This window comes from Xanthobacter pollutisoli (genome assembly GCF_040044995.1).
GTDB lineage: Bacteria > Pseudomonadota > Alphaproteobacteria > Rhizobiales > Xanthobacteraceae > Xanthobacter.
Map to the genome: position 1 here is coordinate 223,971 of NZ_JBDZDP010000006.1, position 23,487 is coordinate 247,457.

Consider the following 23,487-nt stretch of genomic DNA (forward strand, 5'->3'; position numbering starts at 1 on the left):
GAATTGCGCTGTCCAGATTGGACGGGCTTCGTGAAGCGTGGGGCTAGGCCGGCCAGCCGAAAGCCGAGAGCGCACCCTCGGTGCCCCACGCGCCATATGGTGCAAAAAGGCGGTGCGCGCCGTGACGAGAAGACCGAGAATTGTGCCTCCCGGCATGTGGCTCATCGCCGATGCAGAAGCTTGGGTCGGCGAGCGGATGTTCGGGAAGGACTGGTTTCCGCCGTGGGCGCTCCCTAACCGCTGGATCATCCCGCCCCTTGGATCGAGCGCCGACAATTTGAGCGCGCGAACGCTGGCGGTTGAATATATGGACTACCGGCGCAACTTCGACCGGCACTTCCTGGTGCACGCCGAGGAATATGGCCTGCGCCCCCCTATGCTGGTTCGGGATCAGAACGACAGCTCGGCCGCGGACTTCTCCGAAGATCCTGACGACGCGGACGAAAGCATGAAGCTTGTCCGGATAGCCGTCCCGGATAGCCAGTACCGCGCAGCTCTCCGCCTCAACGCCGACGTAGCTAACCACTGGCAGCGAGTGGCGCAGGTGCGAGAAAGCCTGGTTCGCAATTTCGCGAGCGGTGCAATCCACACGTTTGTCCGCCCGGAGCACGGTGGGCAGCCAGTTCCGTTCGACGCGGGCAACTGGCATCTGGAATATTGGGACCCGAGGTTCGATACCCGGCGTGTGGATCTGAGCGAGCCATTCCCGCCCCGCCCCGTCGAGGCGGACTTGAGACCCGATGAGGACCTGGGGCGGTGGCTGGGGAAGCTCTATATGGGTCCCATTCGCCCCGCCCGTCCGCCGAGCAATGGCCATTGGATCTTCGTCGATATCGAAAGCCTTTATCGCGCCTATAACGTGCCGATGAAGACGGGCTCGGACGGCAATCCGCCCCCGGATCTGCCTGGGCTTCAGCCCGAGGATATCGCCTTGCCGGGCCTGCCCTACTCGACGCTGCAAGAGGCGGTGTCGGCGGCTCTAAAGGAGATCCCAGCGCAAGCCGACACGACCCGCCGAGCATTACAGGCTATTCAGGTCCTAGGATGGACGGCGTGGCCCAGTGGCTCATCGAAGAAAATATATCCAATGATCCGAAGCAAAATGGGACTTCAGAAGGGGGAAAACGTCTCCGATACCCTCCGCAGAATGGTTCGCGCTTATCTCCTAAATGAGTACCGGTAATAGGTAAGTGATACATCCGTACTTCGGCCATTCATCCCGGTGCACGAATCGCGATATATTCGCACCTTCTCGCTCGCTGGAGGTGCAGATGATCGACGGTCTTTACAAGGTGGAGTTCGGTACGCAGTTGGGTTCCGGCACGGGGGTGGTCCACTTGAGGGATGGGCACGTCTGGGGCGGCGATATGAGCCTCTACTACGTTGGCACCTACACTCTCGACGGTGACAGGTTTGCTGCGGAGGTGCGAACCGACAAGCACACGTCCGTACCCGGAATCGCTTCCGTCTTCGGCATCGACCGGGTGAATATCCGCCTCAACGGAAGTGTCGCGGGGCACTCCATTCGCACCAACGGAACCGCGGCTGAAGCTCCTGGCGTGAGCTTTCAGGCTCACCTGACTCGCCTTGCTGATTGAGGGGCCGTCGCTAGGGAGCCGAGAGAGCGGAGACGGCGCGCCATGACAGTGGCAGACGAGGTTGATGCGCTTGTGGTGCCAAGGCCTGCCCTCACCGCGGAACAAAGCTCATGAGCCGGCCGAGAGCGCATCACTTCGTGCCGCAGTTCCTTCTCCGGCGATGGGCGGACGCTGATGGTCGCGTGCAGGCCTGGCGATGGGATGGTGATCAAGTCCGAAGCTTTCGCGTCCGCCCATCGGAAACCGCGCACGTGCGGAACCTCTATGCTCGCGAACTCGTCCCGCCTGACGAGCAGCACAATGTCGAGCGGTTCCTTAGTGTCCTAGAAGCCAGGGCTGCAGTAGCGATCGATGCGGCGGTGAGCGGGGATTTCAAGCGGCTTCCGGACGAGCATTTGCATGCACTTGCGGTGTTCATGATCGCCAGCCATGTGCGGCTTCCCCACCACGTCGATCACATGCGGGCACAAGGGCGCCGTGTGGTCGAGGAGGCCTTGTCCAGGCCCGATCCGGACTTCGAGCGGCTGAACACGACTCCCGCGCGTAACTTGTTGGAGTGGACCCAACAGCATAATCCTGCCCGGATAGCGAATTTCGGAATTGATACCTTGCCGGGCGTGGTACTTCGGGGCGGATCTCTGGATAAGCTCATTAAAATGCAGTGGATGCTGGCAGATTTCAAATCTACGCCGTTCGAAGCGCTCATATCTGATCGGCCACTGGTGCTCTACGGCGGGATCGATCACCCTCAGCATTTGCAGGCGTTCGCGATTGGGCCTCGCCATGTTATCTTTGCCGCCCCTAGCGGCGAAACACTCAACCGCATCACAAGGTGGATGCCCCGCGATGTACTGCGGTCATTTAATCAGGCCGTGGTAGGGCAGTGCACTCGGTTCGCCTACGGGCGCGCCGAAGCGCGCTTCATCGAGAAGTACCTGCCGCGCTCCCCGCCCGCGTCACGCTTCCCTATTGAGCCCAATAGTGGTGCGCCCTTGCGACAGCAAGAGCCGGGCGCACATGCGGGGGAATGGCGCCCGGCTCTGGGTCTGGCCGAATGAAGGTCGGGGCAGACGTCTTGTTCTAACAGGAAATTGGCATTGGGCTACCCCCAAATAAGGGATGAGCCGGGCGATTGGGGGGGGCCGACCGCCCGGCTCCCGTCCGCCCCGGTCAGGGCTTGGAGCAGACGCGCAAAGCTACCACGGCCGCCTTGGGCGGCCTTTTCTTTTCTCAACCCATCGACAGGTGATCCATGGATCGCGCGACCTGCAGTCGGCGCTGAACGCGCGCGGCTGGACGCCTCCCCCCCCCGCTTGCCCTTGATGGCGAGTGGGGGCCGGCGACCGACAAGGCTGTCTCTGGCCTCCTCTCCGAAGCGGGCATTGCATGGGAGGAATGGCGGTCGAACCGCCGCGCGCTGGCGGCCAAGCAGGATACCGCCGCTGGTGCGCCCGCATCTCAGATTGGCCGGTTTGGGGAATGAACTTCAAGCTTGTCCATGGGTCGGCAGACACGGTGAGGGCCCTTAGCGGGCGGCCTCCTTTCGGCGATGTGGCCTTTTTTCCAAGCAGTCCTATGCTCCTCCACCATCTTGAGCGCAGCGATAAAAAGGGGAGAAGACCATGCAATTGAACGACGTGAACCCTGTCGCGGCGGTCGATACAGAGGCCGGGCCGCGGCCGGGGGTCACTATGGTGAGCTTGCCGCATCGCGTGCCGATCTTCACCGTGACGATGCCTACTCGCGACGGTGCCGAACATGTCCGCGAATTCCTACTGGATGTGATCAAGGCCGGAGGCCAATTTCGTTAGCCGATTGTTCCACTTATCCGCCCCATCTGAAGCGCCCGGCGTCAATATGACGTTACGGCTGGGTCATCGCGGCCAAGGTTTGTCCGAGGGCGAGTTTGGGTTGCCTGTAGCGCCGTCTTGGTCCACGGCTTTAGTCGAATAGCCCTAGTTGCTATTCCACAGGTGGGTGGGCATGTTCCTTTCGGGAAGGCGTCAGGGAAGCCAGAGGGCCGGATAGAATGAGTATGCGGCGGCTCATTGCTGGCGGGTACGTGCCGCTGATCGTGGGCGGGCTCGTCGCGGTCATTATCGCAGCACAGGCCCTGACGCTGTGGCGTTCCTACCAGGCCACTTGGCAGCTCGCGCTGCGCTCGGGCGAAAATGCACTTAACACGCTCTCGTCGAGCATCAGCCGAAACCTTAGCCTGCTCGACCTCTCTCTGCGCGGGGCGGAGGAGGCGGTGGCGACCTCGGGTCTAAGCGATATTTCTCCTGAACTCCGCCAGATGGTGTTGTTCGATCGGGCAGCCGGCGCGCAGTTCCTCGGATCCATGCTCGTGCTCAACCGAGACGGGTCCATCGTCTATGATTCCGGCTCGGTGCCGCCGCGGGTCGGCAACTTCGCTGATCGTGATTACTTTACCGCGCAGATGGACGGGTCACGCGGCACCTATGTGAGCGCCCCGTTCGAAAGCCGCTTGCGGGCGGGCGACCCCAGCATTGCTTTGAGCCGTAGAATTTCCGGGCCGGGGGGCAGCTTCGATGGCGTGGTCATCGCCGCGCTGCGCATCGCGTTTTTTCAACTGCTGCTGGACAATGTGGATCTCGGGTCCAGGAGCGTCATTGCGCTCACGCGCAGCGACGGCACAGTCATTCTCCGGCATCCGTCGACGGACGGGAAGGGAAACACGGGCGTGAGCGTTGCCGCGTCGCCGGTCTTCCAGCGCATGATGACGAGGCCTGGCGAGCCTTTCTCGGACCGATCGGTCTTTGATGGCGAGAACCGCTACTATTTGCAAACGCAGATCGCAGGCTTCCCCCTTCTTTTGTCGGTCGGAATCTCGACCCAAGCGGCTATGGGCGAATGGATTGAAAGCGCGATGACCTCGTCGGCGCTGACGCTGGGCATGTGCGTTCTCCTGATCCTGCTGGTCCGGGCGCTTCGACTGGCATTGATGCACAGCCAGGAGATGGAGGCGCAACTCGAGGTTCTGTCCGTCACAGATCAGTTGACAGGCGTGCCAAACCGCCGGGCCTTCGACCTTGCCGCCGCGACCGAGATGCGTCGTGCCGCCCGCAATCGGGAATGCCTCGCGATCCTGCTCGTCGATATCGATCACTTCAAGAAGGTGAACGACCGATATGGGCATAGCGTTGGCGACGAAGTTATTGCGCGAATTGCGAAACAGATCGTCCGCTCCGTGCGGCGGCCGGGCGATTTCGTAGCCCGGTACGGAGGTGAAGAGTTTATCGTGATCCTGCCTGCTACGGACGGCGCCGGGGCGACGTTCATCGCGGAGCGAATACGTTCCGCGGTCGCCTCGATGGTTCCGAGCCCAGCGGAGGCGGCATTGACACAGGTCACCGTCAGCATTGGTGCCGCAGTGGCCGAAGTAGAGCCGTCCTCCTCCCTCGCCGAGCTCGTCAACCGTGCAGATCGCGCACTCTATGAGGCAAAGGGGGGTGGGCGTAATCGGATGTTCATTGATCCCGAGGATCAAGGCCAGCCCGCCGCCGGGGGATAGCGCAGCGCAACCCAACTTCGCTAGCGGGCCAAACTTCGACGAGCACCCGCTATCAGCTCAATAACCAGCCGGCCACGTGCAGCTTCCAGCGCGGCCCGCTCGCGCCCATGCTCCCGCCCGGAAAGGCAAGCGCAGCGGCCACGTCCAGGCGCAGCGGCGTGGTGGGCGTGATTTCGTCTCTGCTCGGGGCGCGTTGTTTCCTCATCGTGGATCCCTCTGGACCTCAGTCTCGGACCAGCGCCGACGAACGCAGCCGCTGGACTGCCGCATGGGTCGCGGTGGCGCGTCCCGGCGCTCCGCCGCCAAGGTGTGCCGGGAGCTGACCGTCTTTAGCCTGGGCAATGAGCCGCAGTGCGGCTTCGGCGCTTTGCCGCAGCGCTTGGCTCAGCTTGCCCGCCTCTGGTCTTAGCTGCTTCCCTGGCCGCCTTCTCTCTTCGCCAAACCTCCCAGGGATCATCTTCATTCACCACCACCGGCTGCTGCAGCCCGCTCGCCTTGTCGAGGGCGGCGTCCAGCGCCTTCCGGTCCCATCGCTTTGTGCCTGGTATCGGTCCAGGCACCAACCCCTGCTTCTGCCATGCGGCGAAGCCGCCGGGCGTGAGGGCGCAGTAATCCGCGGCCTGCTGAAGCGTCAGGCAGCGCGGTTCGATGATGGGAGCGGGCTTATCCTTGTTGCGGGCCATGGGGCTCCGTCCTTGTTCAACGCGTGCCCCTGAGGATAGCGAGGATCATTGCCGGCGTCGCCTTTCCCTGCCTGTCCATCGGGATCAGGCTCGCATTCCGGCCGAGGAGTGCGACATGCAACTGCGGTGGGCAGCCAGGGGCGCGAGGGCGGCGGCGATGGCGCTCTCGGATTAAGGGGGAACGTCAGGCGGTAACGAATTCGACGGTCGCAAAGCGCGGCGGGACTGGTCTATTTCCACCTTGACGCGAAGCGCCTGGAATTCGCCGGAATTGGCCGCTCGGCGCCAACGGCGAAAAGAAGCTATCCGAACAGCTTGGACCTCTAAATCGCCGCCCACGGACCTCTCACGCGATTGGCGCGACAAATCCTTGACTTGGGGAGGGGATTATGGGAGCGTGACAGTAGAGAGGGAATCTCTCCATAGAAAAACCGAGGCCCGGCAAGGCCTCGGTTTCTATGATCCGCAACTGCCTACGAAGCCTTGCGGAAGGTCGTGTTCACAGGCGCAATCATGCGCATTCGCGCCCTTTTGTCAAGCTTCGTAGGCCTCTTTAAAGAGGTTTAAAATGAAGGCTGACCCTCGCGGCCCCTCCCCGAAACTCACGTTTGAAGACGCGGTGCGCATTTGGCCTCGCCATTGGAGAGGCGAATTTCAGAACCGCATCGCGTCCGATTTCGACGTCAATCCCGGCCGCGTCAACGAAGTGCTCAAAGAGCGCAAGTTCCTGGGCAGCAAGGAAGAGGCGCTGAAGCGCTTCGGAATGCCTTCCTGATATAACCAAGAATAGTGGAGAAGCCCGGCTTAGGCCGGGCTTTTTTGGTTTAAGGTCTTCGTCCCAGCTGGAAACCAGCGCAATTCAGTCGATCCCAGTGCTTCTTTATCCCAGACGAACCACGCATAGGCTACGGTGCCCGAGCCGGCCTGTGGGGCACCTTTCGGGTAAAACGTGATCCGCTCGGAAAATACCCACACCCTTGTCGGCGGAGTTGTCGCGAAGAGTGACCGATGGCGCGCGCCCCCCTCCAGGAACGCAAGCCGGAGGAGTAGGCAAACCTTTCTGCTAGCTTGATCAAGCCCCCGAGAAGCGAAGCCCTCGGCGCTGTGGTAGGGCGGGTTCGTCACGATGTTGGAAGCGCGCCTGTTGGCTGTTAGGAAATCGATGCCAACCGAGCCATAACCGCGGTCTACGAGGTCGGAGCTGCTCACCTCGCATCCGGTTTCCGCCAACACCTCCGACATTGCGCCATCGCCGCAGGCCGGTTCCCAAATATCGCCGACAAACGCCTCGTTCCGTATTAGCGCGCGGGTCGCCCACGCAGGCGTCGGATAGAAATCAGGCCCGTCCAGATCTACGCGACGTTTCATTGTCGGCTGCGCTGTGCGGCTCAAGCTATACGTCACATCCATGGTCGCTCTCTACTCTAAATTCCCAAGCAGGGGCGCATTCTCAGATCATCTCGTTCATTGTTTTCGATCTTGCCTTAGCCTCACCCCGGCCGCTCGCCGTTCAACGGGACTATGAACTGTCGGCTACGTGCGGGGCCACCCTCCGTGGCTTAACGGTCCCTGCCTAGTCGCCGAAACCGACCTAGCGCTTCCTGGTACGCCTTCTCAATCCTGCGCTCGCTCAACGACTTGTAATCGTTGTTCGGGTTCGAATAGCGTGCCGGGCGAGGCTTCTCCGTGCGTTCTTCGATCCATTTCCGCAGAGCGCTTTCGCAGAACGTCCACGAGCCGCCAATCTTGGCCGCTCCCGGAAGTTCCCCGCGCAGGGCCATCGCTTGGACAGTACGGGAGCTAATGCCAAGGATCGAAGCAGCCTTCTCAACCCGGATGCGTTCTGGCTGAATTCGTTCGGCGCCCATTGTGCGTCTCCATCGATAGGAGAGGACAGCGTGTGCGGCAATCGTGGCCGTCGAGCGACAAGCGCAATCGGGACGTGGAAGATCAGTTCATGTGGCTATTTTGGCTTCCGACCTTTGAGCCGGGCCTCCTTCTGCTCCTTCCTTATTTCCGCCGCCCGCCGGGCGCCTACGATAAAGGAGTTTTCCTCTTGTGTGCCTGCTGGCCGCGGCGCGAGCGAACCCAGCGCCAGTTCCACCGATGTCCAGCGCCAACGGACGCAACCGCTCGATAGCCGGAGTGGGCGGAGCAGCACATTATGTCGAGCTCCCGCGCTAGCGTGGAGCGGCTGACATATGCGGGCGGCCCGCTGCTGAGGCATGGCTAAATCTTTGCTTTTCTTCGAGCCAGAGCGCGCAGCAGACCCCTATCCGGTCGGCGCTGCCGTACAGCCGCGGAGACTGCGTCAGCGGGAGAACTGGGCGCCGTGGTCGGAACCGCCTTCACCGACTGACGGCGCTCATACTCCTCGACTGCCGCGGCAGGAATCCTGAGCAGTCTCTCGCCGACACGAAAATGGCCGAGTTGGCCGTTCGAGATCAGGTTTCGGACGTGGCGTTCCGAGCATCCCCAGCGCTCCGCCACCTGCCGGGGGATGAGGGGGCGGTCTTCATGCAGGGTTTCGGCTGTGAGGCTCATTTGGATTTCCGCTCTCTTTGACGCCGCTTAGAATATCGCGCCGTACGGCTCTTCACCCCTCAGGCTTGGCCTTCCTCAAACGTACTCCAGGCTGCCCATGGTTCAGGAACTCGATGCCGGCTTTTTCGAGAGCGCGCATCACGGCGGCGACGTTGTTCGCCATGCCGGAGGCTTGCCCCTCGCTGGCTTCCATTCTCCTCAACGTCGGGACTGAGATTTGCGCCGAGGCGGCAAGGTCCGCCTGGGAAATTCCAGCGAGCGTCCGAGCTGCTGCAATCTGACGGCCCGTCGGATGATATTTTTCGCTCACCGTGAGTTAATCCTATTGAAACCGGTTAACATGAGCGATATATATCACTTCAGACGAAATCGCTCAATGCGAGACGCCGCACATGCTGAACAAATCCCTCCTGATGCGCCGCGCCTGGTCGCTCCTGCGCCAGTCAATGGCGCCCTACAGCCGGCCCGCCTTCGCCGCCCACCTGCGGCAGGCGTGGCACGAGGCCCGCAATGCCCCCGTGACGGACTGGGCGGTGCTCCAGCGCTATATCGCAGTATCGCGCGGTGCCCACCGGGCCGAGGTCATCCGGAAACTGGAGAACGCCCTCGCCGAGGCCCGTTCCCGGTCGGCCAAGTACAGCCGGGCCGGCGCGCCGGCGTCGTGGACCGCCGGCAAGCACCGCTCCAGCGACCTGATGCGCGTCGCCAATGTCGAGGCCATCCTGCGCGCCGAGAAGGCCGCGGCCGGCATAACCGCCACCTACACCGCGAAGCGCGACAGCGCCGGCTTCGTCCTAAAGCGCAACGGCGTCGAGTTCGGCCGGCTTATCGGCCCCGCCGACCGGCTCGCCTTCACCAGCACCGACGCCACCCTCGCCGAGAAGGTGCGCACCGCCGTCGTTCCGTGGGGCGGTGTCCCCGCGGCCCTCGCCAAGGTCCGCGCGGCTGACGAAGCCCTGCGCCTCGCCCGCATCGCCTGACCCCAAGGCGGCCCACCGCCTCCCTTCCTTCACGTCTCACATCCCGGAGCCTACCCATGCCGAAGCCCATCGCGGCGGCAAACGCCGCCCCTATGCCTGCATCCACCCGGCGTTCCTTCCTCAAGGCCAGCGCCGCCCTCGGCACCGTCGCGGCGCTGGCCGTTCCGGTGGCAGTGCTGCCGAAGGCGGAAGCGGCCGTCTCCGATCCCATTTTCGCGCTGATCGCCGAGCAGCGGCGCATCTACGAAGAATTCGGCGAGGTGTTGACGGGCTTTTCTGAGGCCTATGATGCCGGAAGGTGCCTCGGACCAGAGGCGAAGGCCGAAGAAGCCGAATGGCTGGCGAAATGGGAGCAAGCCTGCTTCGCCACCCTTTCCACGGTTCCGGCGACGGCCGCCGGCCTTTTGGCGCTCATCGACGTGGTGGATGAGCCGCATGGGTACGGCGATTGCGTCCTGACCCAGGAACAGGTGGATAGGCTTTGTGCCACGGTGCGGGCGTTCGCGGCACGGGAGGCGGCCCATGCCTGACCCTCGCCCCTCTCGTCGCGCCCTGCTGAAGGGCACCGCCATGACCGGCGCTGCGGCCGCGCTTCTCGCCATGCCGGCAGCCGCACTGCAGCCCGATCCGGTGTTCGCCGCCATCGCGGCCCACGGCAGCGCCCACAAGCGCATAATGGCCATGGACAGCACGGACGCCGGCTTCGACGCCCTGATGGATGAAGAAGACGGCCTGTGGAAGGCCTTCTGCGCCTGCCGGCCGACAACGCCCGAAGGTCTGGCGGCATATGCGGCGCACGCCGCTGCCTATCCTGACCTCGATGTTCTGCCGGGCTCCTGTGGCCTCTCGCATGTCATCACCAACATCGCCGAGGCTCTGCGCACCCTCGGCGTGGGAGGCGCCCATGTCTGAGCGTCGTTCTCCTTCTCGGCGCGGCATCCTCAAGGGTGCTGTTGCTGGCGCGGTCGTGGCCGGCCTTGGCGCCACCGCCGAGGCTGCTCCCGCCGACGCGGAATTGCTCGCCATGGGGCGCGAGCTGGAAGCTCTGCAAGCGCAGGAGCGGGTGGCGGATGAAACCTCAGATCGGCTCTATGACGAGGCGACAAGGGCCTGCCCCGCGCCGTCTGCCGCCTTGCTCGCCTATTCCTGGCAGGGCGAACCGCTGTTCCTCAGCTCTGGCGAAGGCTACCGGCTCAATGGCGAGCCATACGGCGCCCTTCTCCAGCGGGTGCAGTTCTGGCGGGACCAGGGCGTTTCCGGGGACCGTTATCCCGAGGCGCCGCTGATCGCGGATCTCAAGCGGTGGGAAGATGGGCGGCGCGCGGCGTGTGATGCGAACGGCTGCACGGCCGCGATGAAGGAGCTGGACCGGCTCGCCCTCATCGGCCACGCGCTTTGCGTGAACATCGCCACCACGCCAGCAACGACACCGGCCGGGCTCCGGGTAAAGCTTCAAGCTCTTGCGCACTGCCACCGCGGCGAGCCGGGCGACGGAGCGGAGTGGATCTCTGAGGTCATCAAGAACAATCCAGTATGCGGTCGCGGGTTTACCACCGACGAGCGGCTGGTGTTCAGCGTCGTTCGCGATGTCGGCGCCGTCCTCACGACGGGAACCACGTCATGACGCGTCGCACGTCAGCCGGCCGGCCCGGCCGCGCCCTCGCCACTGTGCCCCAGATCCCGGCTGTCCAATTTGAGCACCAGCCCGAGTTGCGCGCCCTGATGATCCTCCCGACGCTTCCGCCGGGCCACATGACGTTCCCGGTGAAGGATGACGCGTTCTATCCGCACCTTCGCCGCGGCGAGTTCGCGGTGGTGGACCTCGCCGACCACCTGCCGGCGCAAGGTGAGCTGTTCCTGATCGCCTACCGTGATCCGCGGATCGAGTGCGGCCGCACCTTCGCCCTCTGCCAGATGATGGGGCGGACCCGCTTCCGACGGCCAGGCGGGGGGTGGGTGCAGCAGCCGGAGGCGGGCGCCGATCCAACCACCTGCTGGATGGCTCGGCATTGGATCCCGCCGGCCGATCCGCGCGACCCCGAGGCGGCCCTGCGATCCGGGCGCGTCGGCGCGAGCGAAGGGCCGTTCACCACCGAGCACGCGGCCGAGAAGCTGGTCGGGCGCGTCGTGGGGGTGTGGGAGCCGGGGTGATTTGGGGCATGATTCCTTATGCGGCGTCGTCACGGCCCCGAAAGGGCCGCAAGTCTCGTCGCGAAAGCCGCAAGTCGGGCCGCAGGTGCGACCGCGAGCGACCGGATTAGAGCCGCATCTATCTCGCATGCGGCGCAAGTCATCTCGCATGCGGCGCAAGTCTTCTCCCGGCGTCTTCCAAGTTCATTCGGTGGCCGACACCATTTGCGCCATCACACGCCGTTGTGCGCCCAATCGGCGCCAGCGGGCCAAATAGCGAGGATGCGATGGCCGCCAGCACGAATACCGGTTTCGCCACCACCGAGGCCGGCAACAGCAAGTCGAGCGATCCGGGCTTTGGGGCGCTCGGTATCCGGGACGCCGCGACCTATCTCGGCATCGGGGAAACCAAGCTCAAGGAGGAAATCCGCGAGAAGCGCCTGGAGGCGCGGAAGTTCGGAACCCGCACCCTCATCCTGCGCGAGGCTCTCGACGCGTGGCGCCTGAGGCTTCCGGTCCGTGCCGCCTGAAATCGAAAACGCCCCGATGCCGGCGAGCAACGGGGCGCTGATTTCGTTGGTCTGACGCCTCTCTTCCGGAAAAGCATCATGGATAATCCCATACCCCACGTCCGCCGTCCGAGCAAGCGTCCGCCGCCCACAAGCAGCGCGAAGCCGGCGACTTCGATCCTCCCGGACACCCTTCACCTCGCGGCCCATCGCCTCGCATCCGCGCTCGGCGTGCCGTTCGGCGTCGCCCTTGCGCATGCCGAAGCCGCCGGCCTTGGACGGGAGGCGCGTCATGGCTGAGGTGATCCGCGTCACCTTCCGCCTCGATGCAGAGGGGCCGACTTTCACTGTGAAAGGCCGCATGGCCTGGGCACTGCACGAGCTCGTCCATGCTGGCGAGCGAGGATGCACGCCCATTGATCGGCCCGCGCCACGATGGAGCGATTACATCCACAAGCTCCGCAAGGCGGGGTTGGCCATCGAGACGCTCGATGAAGCCCACGGTGGCGCCTACAGCGGCTCCCATGGCCGCTACGTGCTTCGCTCGCCGGTTCAGGTGATCGAGGAGGCGCGGCGATGAGCAACGTCGTCCACCTCCATCCAGAGCCCCACGTGATCCTCGAAGCGGGCACCGTCGCCCGCAGCAAAAATCCGCGGGACATCGGCCGGCGCCGCTATTTCCTCCACCTCTGCGAGGGCGGCACCCGTTCCTGCGTCTGGAGCGGCGATGACCAAACTGCCGCCCTGGATACTCTCTCCCGCTGGCGCCAAGACGGGCTGCTCGGGTTCGACAGGACCGCACCGTCGGCGTCGGAGGTCCGGGGATGAACGAACACGCCATCAAGCGCCGCGTCGAGCGCCTGACCGCCAAGAACACATCCACGACCAACGCGGACGAACGCTTCTTCGCCCGCTTTCCTGACCGCCGCCACCGCGTCCGTCTGGCGTCCACCCACGAAGTGGAAATCTTCCGCCTCATCGGCAATCCGCCGCCGGTGGCAGAAGGCTGGCGGGTCTATGCGGTGCTCCGGACCATCGGCGGAGCCCGGATGCGTGGGTTCCTCGTCCTTCCCGCTGCGGCCGCCGCTCAGGTGGATAGCCTTACCGAGGCCGACTGCGCCGAGACCTTCGATTGGTTCCTCCGGCTGCATCCGCAAATGGGCGCGGTGGAAGCTGAGGTACGCAGCACCTTCGCAAAGGGAAGCGCGGCATGAGCAGCGTCGTCAGCTTCCCCCCTTCGGCGATCCATTCGCACGAGCGCGCCAGCGCCGAGACGACATTTGCCGTCGAGCATGACGGCGGCCCGTGGTGGGTGGTGCAGCGCCTCGCCAGCAGCAGCTGGCTCATCCGCCGCATCTCCTGCGCCACGGAGCGCGAGGCGCGCGCCCTGGCGAGACGTCTGAGATCCGGTGAAGAGCCGGTACCGGATGGCGAGACCCTGACTGCCTCCCACGAGGGTCTGGACGACTGGGGAGGCGCGGAATGACACCTCTCGACCACGCCCTCGACTATGCCCGCCGCGGCTGGAGGGTGTTCCCCTGCAATCCAACGCCCCGGCGTGGCTTTTCCAAGGTGCCACTGATCGGGTGCGACAAGGACGACACCGGGAAGGACATTAAGGACACCGGGTGGAAGTTGAAGGCCACCACGGACGAAGCGCAAATTCGGGAGTGGTGGGCGAGGTGGCCGGGCGCGCTCATCGGCGTCCCCATGGGGCGTGAGAGCGGCGTCTGGGCCATCGATCCCGACGGTGTGAAGGAGGAAGGCGATCCCGACGGCATGGCCGCATGGGAGGGCATCGCCAGCCAGCACCCGCCTATCCGGACCCACACGCATCTCACACCCAACGGCGGGCGCCATATCCTCTTCCGGTGGCGCGACGATCGGCCCATGACAAACACAGAGCGCGGGTTCCGCGCTCATGGAGCGCGCGGCATCAACGTGCGCGGTGAAGGGGGCTATGTCATTGCGCCAGGCTCCCGGCTTTCAGACGGCCGCAGCTACGCGATGGAAGATCCCATGGACTTCTTCCATTTCGCGGAGGCGCCGGACTGGCTCTATGCGATGTTCGATCCGCCAACTGCATCCTCGTCGCCCCAGCGCTCCGCGAATGTGGTGGACTTTCGCGGCCAGCGGCAGGCGCCGCCGGACCGGTACGTGCAGACGGCCATTGCCGGCGAATGCTGGGCCCTGGCGCAGAGCGGGCGCGGCGAGCGCAACAACCGGCTCAACGCCGCCGCCTTCAGCCTGGGGCAGCTCGTGGGCGCCGGCCTCGTGGACGAGGACACGGTGCGCGGCTCGCTTCTGCAGGCGGCCGGCAACTGCGGCCTCATCGCCGACGACGGCGAGCGGCCGGTGCTGGCCACCATCGAGAGCGGGTTGGCCGCAGGCCGGCTGAAGCCCCGCGACGTCCCGGACAGGCAGGAGCACCGCCACGAGATGCGCGGCACCGGCACTGACGGCCCGGCTCCGGCGCCGCAATCGATGCGGCGGGATAGACAACAGATGGCCGAACCGCTGGAGGTGGTATGCGCGGCCGATCTTGCCGGGAAGCCAATCCCGCCCCGGCAGGAGCACGTCGAAGGCATGATCCCGACCGGGAACGTGACGCTGCTCTATGGTGACGGTGGCACAGGAAAAAGCCTCCTCGCGCTCCAGCTTGCCGTCGCCACTGCCGCGGGCTCGCAATGGATCGGCCTCCCGGTGGCGCGCGGCTCCACCCTCTTCCTCACGGCGGAAGACGAGGTTGACGAGGTACATCGTCGCCTTGCCTCGATCTGTGCCCTTGAGGGGCTGGAATTGGCTGAGATGTCCGACCTCGACATCACCAGCCTTGCGGGAAAGGACGCGGTGCTTTCGGTTGCGGATAGCCGCGCCGGAACGATGAAGGAGACGCCGCTCTTCGCCGAGCTTGAGCGGTGGATAGAGGGTCACGGCAATTATACCCTGATCGTCCTCGACACCCTTGCGGACCTGTTCGGCGGCGAAGAGAACGCCCGCGCTCATGCGCGCCAGTTCATCGGGCAATTGCGGGGCCTCGCCATCCGGCGGCGCGCGACAATCGTTCTCCTGGCACACCCCAGCCTATCCGGGATGGCCAGCGGCACGGGCACCAGCGGCAACACGGCATGGTCCAACAGCGTGCGTTCCCGGCTCTATCTGGAGCGGGTCACGATGCGCGACGGCGACCGGGTGACAGAGCCGGATCCGGACGTGCGTGTGCTGGCCACCAAGAAGGTGAACTACGGCCGTGTCGGCGGCGAAGTCCGGGTGAGGTGGACGGAGGGCGTGTTCGTGCCCTGCGGACAGCCCGGCATAGGCAACAGCGCAGCCCTGGAGGCCATCCGTGCCGAACGGGTGTTCCTCGACCTCCTCGGCTCCTACACGGCGCAAGGGCGCTACGTCTCATCCTCCCCGTCGAGCACGTTCGCGCCGTCCGTCTTCTGCCGCGACGCCAAGGCTGAAGGCGTCACCAAGTCGGGCTTCCTCACCGCGATGAACAACCTCTTCGCCGAAGGCCGGATCGTGAATGAGGTGTTCGGTCCGCCATCCAAACCGAGGCACCGCATCGCCCTAAAAAGGGACAATGGCGATGCTTCCGACTGACTTCCAACGCTATTCCGACGCCCTTCCAACGGTCTTGAAGGGCTGGGGGAGACACACCCCCTATAACCCCCAGGGGCGTTGGAAGCGCCCCCACGTTGGAACGTGGGGCTCAACGCCCGGAGGTGGGTGGCAGGTGCACCAAGGGGAAGAGGTTCTCCCATTCCCCCATGACGACAAATGACGATCCCTGCCGCACTGGAGGACGATGCATGGCGACGCTCGATATCGAGAAGCTCCGCAAGGCCCCTAATGGCGACGACCCCAGGCGCATCCAGCATTTGAAAAACTAATCAACGGAAATCAAACCATAAACCCCGCTCCATGCACGTTGGAATGCAGCAATCGGCAGCGTTCCCGGCGGGTTTGAGGTGAGTAATGCCGAATAAGCAAAAATCTCTTTTTGAAATCCTCCTACGCACGCTTGCGGATTGGATGGAAATGCGTCGATGTAGCCCCAATCGCACCGCCCGCTCCGAACGCCGCCGCCGGTATCGCCAGCGTCTCAGGGATCGGGCTGCTCTGGCGGATTTCTTCCGGGATCGCTGCCAGGACCTCGGCGGCCAGGTGGAGGCCCTCCAGCAACTCGTGGCCGGGCTGAACGTCGATCGCGACCGACTGCGCCAGCAAATCCAGATCCACCACGAGTGCATGGACGACCTCGGCCGGCGGAACGCCTACCTGCTCGACCAGTGCGCCATGTCGCAGCACGAGGCCGAACACTGGAAGCGCTTCGTGGAAGACGAGCGGGCGCGGGAGGCCGAGATTGCGCGGAAGCTTCAATTAAATTGATGATGCGACCGCTCCTGACCTCCTGTGACCTTTTAGACTCTCCGATCCATCAATATAAATCGCAATATTACAAACTTAATAGACTGTACCATGGGCCGATCTGGAGATTTGCAGATGGCCGGCTCTCTTACCGAAATCATGAACATCCGCGGGCCTCAGGGCTTCAACGCCGCGATTACCGAGGCCGCGAACCGCGAGAGCATCACACAGGCAGAATTCGCGCGCCGCGCCATCCTCGAGCGCATCGAGCGCGCCGGCGTGACGCCGCCGGCCGTGAAGCCGCTCCCGAAGCAGGAGGGCTGACAGATGGCCTGGGATGTCCCGAGCTTCTACATTCCGGTCCAGCCCAATCAGGGCGCGCAGATTGCGGGATATGCGGACAGGCTGCTGGGAGCCTTCGATCAAGGCCAGGCATCCCGGCGCCAGCAGGACGTGTTGGACAGCCGGAAGGCCCTCGGTGCCGAGATGGCAGCCAACCCGACGGCGACGCCGAACTACCAGAGCTATGCGACGCGGCTTCTCGGCAACGGTGATCTGGAGGGCGCGAACACCTTCATGAGGCTCGGACAGCAGGCGACGCAGAACGACTTCGAGCGGCAGAAGATCGAAATCATGCGGCAGCGGGCCGGGAAGGCCGAACAGCCGACCTACGGCCTCAACCCGGTGTGGGGAACGGACGCCAACGGCAATCCGACCATCATCCAGCTGGGAAAGGACGGGAACCCGATCCAGCCGAAGCTGCCCGCCGGGGTCACGGTCGCCAAAGACCCGATCAAGGTCGACGCCGGCACCCACTTCGTGCTGCTCGATCCGCAGACGCGCCAGCCCATCACCACGATCCCGAAGAATGTGGCTGGCGTTGCGCAGCAGAGCGCCGTGGGCAAGGCGGCCGGCGAAGCACAGGCGCAGCTTCCCGGAGCGGAGGGCATGGCGGGGCAGATCACCAAGCAAATCGAGGATCTGGCGACCGATCCCTACCTGCCGAGTATGCTCGGGCCGCTGGCCTCCAGCCTGCCGAACGTGTCGGCCGACGCGGCGCGCGTTCAGGCTCGCATGGATCAGCTCAAGGGCGGCGTGTTCCTCCAAGGGTACAACATGCTGAAGGGCGGCGGCGCCATCACGGAGGCGGAGGGCCTCAAGGCTGAGAACGCCATGGCCCGCCTCAACACCGCGCAGAACCTTCAGGATTACAAGGCGGCGCTCGGCGAGTTCAAGGACGCGTTGACGACGGGCCTCGCCAAGCTGCGCGCACAGGCTGCCATGGTGCCGGGCGGTCAGCAGGGGCAGGCACCTACTGGAGGCGCGACCCAGCCCGGAGGCGCAAGTGTTCCGGGTGTAGGCACCGTCGCTCCGGCCGCGGGCGATCCTCTCGGCCAAGCCCGTGCCGCCATCGCGCGCGGGGCGAGCCGCGATGCTGTGATCCAGCGTCTCCAGCAGATGGGCGTGAACCCCGCGGGGCTTTGACCATGCAGAACGCCTTTCAAGACCTCGTGCCCCTTCCGCCCGCCAACCCCAACGCCGCGAGCCTCGCGGAGCGCCTGATGGGCCAATCCCCGCGCGTCACGACCTATTCCCCTCAGCGCGGCGGCGACCGGATGGAAGGTGGCTATGCATCATCTCGGCCCGGCCCGGATGGGCAGGCCATGGTGCGCACGCTGGAGGACTTCCGCACCGGTCAGGCGCCCTATGTGACCATCGCCGGCAACCCGGCGCTCTACGGGCGCGAGTACACCATCCCCAAAGTGACCTATCAGGCCGGCGGGCAGCGCCATGTACTGAACAACGTGCCCGTCGTGGTGCACGACACCGGTGGCGCATTCCGCAACGCTCCGGAAGGCCGGTTCGACGTGCCGGTGGGGCGCGACATGGGTCCGGCCGACACCAATCAGGGGCTTTCCGGGGTGCAGTTCGTGCCGCGACAGGGGGGACCCATGGCCTACACGGCGGAACAGCCGCGCCCGGCCGGTGTGCAGGCCATCGAAGGCGCCATCCGCCCTGTGCCCGGCGCCGATCCGATCCCGCCCAGGCCGACGGGCATTCCCGGGCAGGCCCACCCGTGGCAGGACGGCGCGGTGCAGAGCATGCCGGCGCCGCCGGTGGGGCAGCAGGCTCAGGCGGGGCTCTTTGACGATCTGATCCCGTCGGCGCCCCAGCAGCAGGCGGGAGCCGGCTTGTTCGACGACCTCATTCCGAACTCGCCCCCGCAGCCCGCCCAGCCCGCTCCGCCGTCCGGCATGTGGAACAACCTTACGGCCGGCGCCAATGAGGCGATCTATTCGACCTTGGGCGCACCGGTGGACGCGGCGACGTGGCTCACGAACAAGGCCGTGCAGGGCATCAACGCCGTGACCGGTGCCGAACTGCCGCAGGCTCGCCCCAACCTGCCGGGCTCCAGCCAATGGCTCGCCGGTGTCGGCGAGACTGTTGGCGTGAACGACCCTGCCAAGGTGCAGGCCGGCAGCATGGGCGACAAGCTCGCGCGGGCTGCAGGCGCCGGTGCGGGTGGCATGCTTGCGCCTGAGGCGGTACTGGGCGGCTTGAACCGTGCCGGTGTGGTCGGCGAAGGCGCCATGAACACGCTCGGGCAGGTCTTCGGCCGCTCGGCCTCGGCTGGCGATGCCGCAGTGAACGCCGGTGTCGGCGCTGCGGCGGGTGTCGGCGGGCAGATGGCGGGGCAGGTTGTCCCGGATCAATGGAAGCCGCTTGCAGAGACGGTCGGCGGCATGGCCGGGGCGGGCGTGGGTGTCGGTGCGGTGGCGGCCGGGCGCGGCGTGGCCGGCCTGCCGCAGGCGTGGCGCGACTTCCGCCTGTCCAATCCGGCGACACAGGAACGCGTGGCCGGCGAGCGCCTTCAGCAGTGGGCGACCGATCCTGCTGCGGTGCGCGACACGCTGGACGCGGCTGCGGCATCGAAACAGGTGGGCCTGCCGACCGAACCGGGCGCCGTGGCGCGCAATCTGGTGGCCGGCTCCGAGCCCACGACCTTCCAGCTGACGGGAGACATGGGCCTTGGCGCCCTGGAGCGCGCGAGCGCGGCGCAGAACCCGGCCGAGTTCATGATGCGCCGGGCAGACCAGAATACGGCCCGCGTCGGCGCGCTGGAGGCGATCCAGCCCAAGGGCGCGCCGGAGCAGGTGGTCGGCGTGCTGCGCCAGAACCTCGCCGCGCTCGACCAGCAGACCGGGCAGGCCCTGGAAGCTGCGACCACCACGGCCCGACAGGCTACGGGCAGGCTGGGCGGCGAGGGTGCGCCGGAGGCCTATGGCGGCGCGATCCGGCAGAGCATCATGGACGCCCGCAGTGTGGCCAAGGCGCGCGAGCGCGCCCTGTGGCAGGCCGTCGACCCGGCTGGAGACCTGAACCTGCCGGCGACCGGCGTGCGCGACACGGCTCGGACCATCGTGAAGGGGTTGGAGAAGTCCGCCGCGCCGCTGGCCGGCGAGGAGCGCGCCACCATCGTCACCGCCCTGAAGTATCCCGATGTGGTGCCGTTCCGCGAGATGACGGCGCTCCGCAGCCGGGTATCGGACGCCATGCGTCAGGAGATGATGACGAACGGGCAGACTCGCGTGTATGCTCGCCTGTCGCAGCTTCGCGGTGCCATCGAGCGTGACATTGAGAACGCCGTGGCCGCGAAAGCGGAGATGGAACAGCAGGCGGTGCAGGCCGGCACGATGTCCGAAGAGGACACGATGGCGGCGATGCTCGAGAAGCAGCGCCGTGAAACCCAGGCTTGGTATGAGCGGCGCGCGAAAACCGTATCAATGGGGGACAGCGCTGCAGCAAGTGCTGGCGGAAATGCCTCCGTCGGACCGGGCCGAGTTTCTCCAGTGGTCGGAGGCCAAGGCTCGCCGGGAAGGGGATCTGGAGCAGCTCCGCGAGATCAAAGCGTACAAGGCTCTGGCTTCCTCCCCAACGACCTCCAGCCCAATTTCGACGCCGGAGCCGCAGGACGACTGAAGGCCGCCAGCGAGGCGACCAAGCAACGCGCGCAGACGTTCGACGCCGGACGGGTGGGCGGCGCGATCCAGCGCAGCGGCGCGTCCGGTCCATTCCAGATGGAAGCCTCTGTCGTGCCCGGCCGGTTCTTCGTGCCCGGCCCGCGCGGTTATGAGGCCATGCAGGCGCTGCGCAACGCGGCACCCAACGCCGTGGCGCAGGTCCGCGAATATGCCCTCTCCACCCTGCGCAAGACCGCGCAGAGCCCCGTAGACGGCACGCTCGACCCCGCCAAGGTGCAGGCGTGGCGGCAGAAGCACGCCGACGCCCTGCGGGCCATGCCTGAGATCGAGCAGATGCTCGCCAACCCGGTGGCGGCGTCGGAGACGCTTGCGCGGCTCGCCACGTCCCGCAAGGAGCAGATGGACGCCTTCCAGCAAGGCGCCGTCGCCCGGCTCCTGAACGTGGAAGACCCGGCCGACGTGTCCAAGATCATCGGCGGCATCTTCTCGCGTCAGGACGCAGTGCAGCAGATGACGCGCCTCGCCCGCGAGACCGCCGGCAATGAGGAGGCACGCAACGGCCTGCGCAAGGCGGTTGCCGATTACGTCAACCTGCGCTTCGTCGGGAACACCGAGGGCGCGGCGTCCGGCACCGACATGATGCGCTCGGACGCCTTCCAGCAGTTCCTGCGCCAGAACACGCCGGCCCTGCGTCAGGTGCTTTCCGGTCCTGAGATCATGACCCTGCAGGCCATCGCGGCCGACCTCAAGCGGTCCAACCGCTCAATTGCGGCGGTGAAGCTGCCCGGCGGCTCCAACACGGCGCAGGATCTGAACGGCATCTCCAAGGTGAACAGCGGCGAAAGCTGGCTCTCCCGCATCCTGTCGCCCGGAGCCCTCGCCAGCGCCGGCGCGGCGGCGGGGAGCGTGGCGGGTGGTGGCATCGGCGCGGCGGCGGGGGCCGGCGGCGGCGCCCAACTCGGCCGCGTCATCCAGGCCATGCGGCAGGCCGGCCTTCAGAGCGTGGACCAGATCGTCACCGACGCGATGCTCAATCCCGAACGTGCCCGCGCCCTGCTGGCGCAGGTGAAGGGCGAACCCACCACGGGACAGGCCCTCAGCCTTGCCAGGGTCTACATGCGCGCCGCCGTGGCGCCGGACGGCAATTGAGCCGAGCGAAATGGGAGGGTGCTTAGGTGAGGAACGAAGTGGTCAACATGCGCCGTGCCCGAGGCGTTGCCGCTATTAATCTACGACGCCTCAGTGGCCACGAGCCGAGCAACGAGGAGCTTGAAGAGGCCGCGCAGGCGCTCGTCGTCGATATCGTCGCTCATCGTCATCAGACCGCTCGCGAACTTTTCGAGCTTCGCATCCGCCTTGGGAAGGTCCGGATAAATGGCCGCGAACAGCTCGATGGTGAACATATTCATGAAGTCGATAAAGTCATCGGCTGATATTGGGTCGCTCATTCTCTTCCCCCTCGTCATGAACCGCGGGAACGCTACCACCAGCTCAATCTGAGGTGGAGTCGATCAAAAGAAGGAGCGAGCCATGGCCCCACTTCGCAACGGCCGGCGCGAGCGGTTCGCCCAACTCGTGGCCGAAGGGAATGCGGCGGCCGAGGCCTATGCTGAAGCTGGCTTCCGGGCGGATCGGAAGAACGCCCACCGGCTGGCGAGCGAGCCGGCCGTGCGTGCCCGGATCACCGAATTGCAGGAGAGAGGCGCCATGCGCGCGGAAATCACCTTGGCTGACGTGACCGCCAACCTGAAGCGCATCGCGGAGGCCGCCGAGGAGGAAGGTGGAGCGCCTGGCCTCTCGGTAGCCCGCGCGGCTTGGATGGACGTGGCGAAGCTGAACGGGCTCGTGGTGGACAAGAGCGAGAACGTGAACATTCACCACGAGATCAGCGACAAGCCCATGTCGGAAGACGACTGGACTGCGGAGTATGGGGCCAGTGACGGCTCGGCATGCTGAAGGCGACAGCTCCGTCTATACACGCCTCATGAGCCAAAAAGGCAGAGCCGGACACATTTCACCGATACTCGCCAAGTAGGAAGCCATTGCGTATCGTCGATGCCCTTCGACGAGGAGATATGCCCCAGGATAAAATCCAGGCTCGATATCGTCGACTATGTGGAGATCCCGGTTATCGACTATGATTGGTGGGGACGGGAAAGTCCCGGTTTCAACGAGATAGCTACTTAGATAGGTAGGCCAGCGTTGATGGTGCTCTTCAATTAGGAAGCGACCATGCGAGACGGCCGGTTCGTGGTCCTCAGCGAAATTATTGAAGTTCCACCGGATCGAGCGGAGATCGGCGCTATCCCAATCTATCAGATCGAACCGGTGCTCCGCGGACCTGAGAAAAGCGAACGGGGAGTGGCGCCAATGACGGTGAAGCCATTCGCGGGCGACCTCCTCGGGAACATTTGGAAAGGACGCTGCGACCCGCGCCCACCATTCGGGGAAAGGCGTCGCAACCCCGCCTCCCTCGTCGAAATCTGGTGCCAGGTGGTCCGGGTAGCCGTCCATCGCCCAAACTTCCTCGCCTATGTGCGCAACTCGGCAATCTCGTTGCCGCGTCAGAATAACTTAGCCATTCCGGCTCGGTCACCACCGGTCGCTGCAAGTCGCGTCAACTGCTGGGGCAAATGCTGGGGCAGGCAATTTAGGAAGCGTAAAATATCTATGAATTACAATTAGTTGACGATTCTGTTTGCCGGTCTCTCTCTCCGCCAGTTTCCCCTAACGCATTGCAATCCTTGTTTGATGCGAAAGATCAAGAGCTTAGGAAGTCGCCTGCTACACACGCCTGCTACACAAGGCGGCGAAATGGCAAGGGACAGCAGGCTCTTCAAACGGGCGGGAAAGTGGACGTTTCGCGTTCGGGTTCCGGCGGACGTCCAAGGCAAAATCGGCAAGAAGGAAATTTGGAAGGCGCTCGGGGACGTCCCCCACGCTGAGGCACGCCGCTTGGCGCGTGTCGAAAGCGTGAAAGCCGATGCCCTGTTCGCCGAGGCTCGCTCGCCCGCTTCGAACCTCGTGTGTTTCGGCATGGAAGATTGACCCCGTTGTGAGGGGGATCGGCGTGTAATTTTGACCCCCCTCTTGGCTCATGGTCCGTCGTTTTGTTGCGACGGGCGGGCTGGGGATGAAGGGCGTGGATACG

Annotated in this window: 30 protein-coding genes; 23 read left to right on the forward strand and 7 right to left on the reverse strand. The window is 65.0% G+C overall.

Going from position 1 to position 23,487, the window contains the following annotated elements:
* Positions 1-154: 154 nt before the first annotated feature.
* The 5 genes from ABLE93_RS14695 (at position 155) to ABLE93_RS14715 (ending at position 5,133) form a co-directional block, all read left to right on the forward strand.
* Entirely contained in the window at positions 155-1,183 is a 1,029-nt protein-coding gene (locus ABLE93_RS14695; RefSeq protein ID WP_348840580.1) for a hypothetical protein, read from the forward strand.
* An 88-nt stretch (positions 1,184-1,271) separates the two neighbouring features.
* Complete coding sequence (locus ABLE93_RS14700) at positions 1,272-1,598, forward strand: GrlR family regulatory protein (RefSeq protein ID WP_348840581.1); 327 nt, start codon at positions 1,272-1,274, stop codon at positions 1,596-1,598.
* Positions 1,599-1,708: 110 nt separating this feature from the next.
* Positions 1,709-2,656, forward strand: a complete 948-nt coding sequence (locus ABLE93_RS14705; RefSeq protein WP_348840582.1) for a DUF4238 domain-containing protein — start codon at positions 1,709-1,711, stop codon at positions 2,654-2,656.
* Between the two features lie 564 nt (positions 2,657-3,220).
* Positions 3,221-3,409 carry a hypothetical protein gene (locus ABLE93_RS14710; RefSeq protein ID WP_281808425.1) on the forward strand — a complete coding sequence of 63 codons (189 nt, stop codon included), beginning with the start codon at positions 3,221-3,223 and terminating at the stop codon, positions 3,407-3,409.
* Between the two features lie 224 nt (positions 3,410-3,633).
* Complete coding sequence (locus tag ABLE93_RS14715) at positions 3,634-5,133, forward strand: sensor domain-containing diguanylate cyclase (protein ID WP_348840583.1); 1,500 nt, start codon at positions 3,634-3,636, stop codon at positions 5,131-5,133.
* Between the two features lie 52 nt (positions 5,134-5,185).
* Here the strand turns inward: ABLE93_RS14715 and ABLE93_RS14720 are convergent, their stop codons facing one another.
* Together ABLE93_RS14720 and ABLE93_RS14725 are read right to left on the reverse strand one after the other, a co-directional pair.
* Entirely contained in the window at positions 5,186-5,338 is a 153-nt protein-coding gene (locus tag ABLE93_RS14720) for a hypothetical protein (protein ID WP_348840584.1), read from the reverse strand.
* A gap of 124 nt (positions 5,339-5,462) precedes the next feature.
* Positions 5,463-5,816, reverse strand: coding sequence for a hypothetical protein (locus ABLE93_RS14725; protein WP_348840585.1), 354 nt, complete (start codon positions 5,814-5,816; stop codon positions 5,463-5,465).
* Positions 5,817-6,384: 568 nt separating this feature from the next.
* Here ABLE93_RS14725 and ABLE93_RS14730 point away from each other — a divergent pair.
* Positions 6,385-6,591: a hypothetical protein gene (locus ABLE93_RS14730; protein ID WP_348840586.1), complete on the forward strand. Its 207-nt coding sequence runs from the start codon at positions 6,385-6,387 to the stop codon at positions 6,589-6,591.
* Positions 6,592-6,620: 29 nt separating this feature from the next.
* Here ABLE93_RS14730 and ABLE93_RS14735 read toward each other — a convergent pair whose 3' ends face one another.
* From ABLE93_RS14735 to ABLE93_RS14745, 4 genes are all read right to left on the reverse strand, one after another.
* Positions 6,621-7,226 (reverse strand): class I SAM-dependent methyltransferase, encoded by a 606-nt coding sequence (locus ABLE93_RS14735; RefSeq protein WP_348840587.1) that lies wholly within the window; start codon positions 7,224-7,226, stop codon positions 6,621-6,623.
* A 149-nt stretch (positions 7,227-7,375) separates the two neighbouring features.
* Positions 7,376-7,684: a helix-turn-helix domain-containing protein gene (locus ABLE93_RS14740; RefSeq protein WP_348840588.1), complete on the reverse strand. Its 309-nt coding sequence runs from the start codon at positions 7,682-7,684 to the stop codon at positions 7,376-7,378.
* A 361-nt stretch (positions 7,685-8,045) separates the two neighbouring features.
* Positions 8,046-8,360, reverse strand: coding sequence for a helix-turn-helix domain-containing protein (locus ABLE93_RS26990; RefSeq protein WP_510183029.1), 315 nt, complete (start codon positions 8,358-8,360; stop codon positions 8,046-8,048).
* Between the two features lie 52 nt (positions 8,361-8,412).
* Positions 8,413-8,670, reverse strand: coding sequence for a helix-turn-helix domain-containing protein (locus tag ABLE93_RS14745; RefSeq protein WP_348840589.1), 258 nt, complete (start codon positions 8,668-8,670; stop codon positions 8,413-8,415).
* An 82-nt stretch (positions 8,671-8,752) separates the two neighbouring features.
* Between ABLE93_RS14745 and ABLE93_RS14750 the strand changes: the two genes are divergently transcribed.
* From ABLE93_RS14750 to ABLE93_RS14820, 15 genes are all read left to right on the forward strand, one after another.
* Entirely contained in the window at positions 8,753-9,340 is a 588-nt protein-coding gene (locus ABLE93_RS14750; protein ID WP_348840590.1) for a hypothetical protein, read from the forward strand.
* A gap of 56 nt (positions 9,341-9,396) precedes the next feature.
* Complete coding sequence (locus tag ABLE93_RS14755; RefSeq protein WP_348840591.1) at positions 9,397-9,870, forward strand: twin-arginine translocation signal domain-containing protein; 474 nt, start codon at positions 9,397-9,399, stop codon at positions 9,868-9,870.
* Positions 9,863-10,252, forward strand: coding sequence for a twin-arginine translocation signal domain-containing protein (locus ABLE93_RS14760; RefSeq protein ID WP_348840592.1), 390 nt, complete (start codon positions 9,863-9,865; stop codon positions 10,250-10,252). Before ABLE93_RS14755 ends, ABLE93_RS14760 begins: the two co-directional genes overlap by 8 nt.
* A complete protein-coding gene (locus ABLE93_RS14765) occupies positions 10,245-10,964 on the forward strand; it encodes a hypothetical protein (RefSeq protein ID WP_348840593.1) in 720 nt (239 codons plus the stop codon). The genes ABLE93_RS14760 and ABLE93_RS14765 overlap by 8 nt, the downstream gene beginning before the upstream one ends.
* Complete coding sequence (locus ABLE93_RS14770; RefSeq protein ID WP_348840594.1) at positions 10,961-11,491, forward strand: hypothetical protein; 531 nt, start codon at positions 10,961-10,963, stop codon at positions 11,489-11,491. The genes ABLE93_RS14765 and ABLE93_RS14770 overlap by 4 nt, the downstream gene beginning before the upstream one ends.
* 266 nt (positions 11,492-11,757) lie before the next feature.
* A complete protein-coding gene (locus ABLE93_RS14775; RefSeq protein WP_348840595.1) occupies positions 11,758-12,000 on the forward strand; it encodes a helix-turn-helix domain-containing protein in 243 nt (80 codons plus the stop codon).
* Between the two features lie 271 nt (positions 12,001-12,271).
* Entirely contained in the window at positions 12,272-12,559 is a 288-nt protein-coding gene (locus tag ABLE93_RS14780) for a winged helix domain-containing protein (protein ID WP_348840596.1), read from the forward strand.
* A complete protein-coding gene (locus ABLE93_RS14785) occupies positions 12,556-12,807 on the forward strand; it encodes a hypothetical protein (protein WP_348840597.1) in 252 nt (83 codons plus the stop codon). Before ABLE93_RS14780 ends, ABLE93_RS14785 begins: the two co-directional genes overlap by 4 nt.
* Positions 12,804-13,193 carry a hypothetical protein gene (locus ABLE93_RS14790; RefSeq protein WP_348840598.1) on the forward strand — a complete coding sequence of 130 codons (390 nt, stop codon included), beginning with the start codon at positions 12,804-12,806 and terminating at the stop codon, positions 13,191-13,193. The genes ABLE93_RS14785 and ABLE93_RS14790 overlap by 4 nt, the downstream gene beginning before the upstream one ends.
* On the forward strand, positions 13,190-13,465 hold the full coding sequence (locus ABLE93_RS14795; protein ID WP_348840599.1) for a hypothetical protein: 276 nt from the start codon (positions 13,190-13,192) through the stop codon (positions 13,463-13,465). The genes ABLE93_RS14790 and ABLE93_RS14795 overlap by 4 nt, the downstream gene beginning before the upstream one ends.
* Complete coding sequence (locus ABLE93_RS14800; protein ID WP_348840600.1) at positions 13,462-15,585, forward strand: AAA family ATPase; 2,124 nt, start codon at positions 13,462-13,464, stop codon at positions 15,583-15,585. Before ABLE93_RS14795 ends, ABLE93_RS14800 begins: the two co-directional genes overlap by 4 nt.
* A 375-nt stretch (positions 15,586-15,960) precedes the next feature.
* Positions 15,961-16,374 (forward strand): hypothetical protein, encoded by a 414-nt coding sequence (locus ABLE93_RS14805; protein ID WP_348840601.1) that lies wholly within the window; start codon positions 15,961-15,963, stop codon positions 16,372-16,374.
* Between the two features lie 114 nt (positions 16,375-16,488).
* Positions 16,489-16,677: a YlcI/YnfO family protein gene (locus ABLE93_RS14810; RefSeq protein WP_348840602.1), complete on the forward strand. Its 189-nt coding sequence runs from the start codon at positions 16,489-16,491 to the stop codon at positions 16,675-16,677.
* Positions 16,678-16,680: 3 nt separating this feature from the next.
* Positions 16,681-17,838, forward strand: a complete 1,158-nt coding sequence (locus ABLE93_RS14815) for a hypothetical protein (RefSeq protein ID WP_348840603.1) — start codon at positions 16,681-16,683, stop codon at positions 17,836-17,838.
* A 2-nt stretch (positions 17,839-17,840) separates the two neighbouring features.
* The gene (locus ABLE93_RS14820; RefSeq protein WP_348840604.1) at positions 17,841-21,485 is read left to right on the forward strand and encodes a hypothetical protein; all 3,645 of its coding nucleotides are present in this window, start codon (positions 17,841-17,843) and stop codon (positions 21,483-21,485) included.
* Positions 21,486-21,565: 80 nt separating this feature from the next.
* On the opposite strand, the gene ABLE93_RS14825 is transcribed toward ABLE93_RS14820, so the two are convergent.
* A complete protein-coding gene (locus ABLE93_RS14825) occupies positions 21,566-21,784 on the reverse strand; it encodes a hypothetical protein (RefSeq protein ID WP_348840605.1) in 219 nt (72 codons plus the stop codon).
* Positions 21,785-21,866: 82 nt separating this feature from the next.
* Between ABLE93_RS14825 and ABLE93_RS14830 the strand changes: the two genes are divergently transcribed.
* Together ABLE93_RS14830 and ABLE93_RS14835 are read left to right on the forward strand one after the other, a co-directional pair.
* Positions 21,867-22,292: a terminase small subunit gene (locus ABLE93_RS14830; protein ID WP_348840606.1), complete on the forward strand. Its 426-nt coding sequence runs from the start codon at positions 21,867-21,869 to the stop codon at positions 22,290-22,292.
* 858 nt (positions 22,293-23,150) lie between these two features.
* Entirely contained in the window at positions 23,151-23,384 is a 234-nt protein-coding gene (locus ABLE93_RS14835; protein ID WP_348840607.1) for a DUF6538 domain-containing protein, read from the forward strand.
* Positions 23,385-23,487 lie beyond the last annotated feature (103 nt).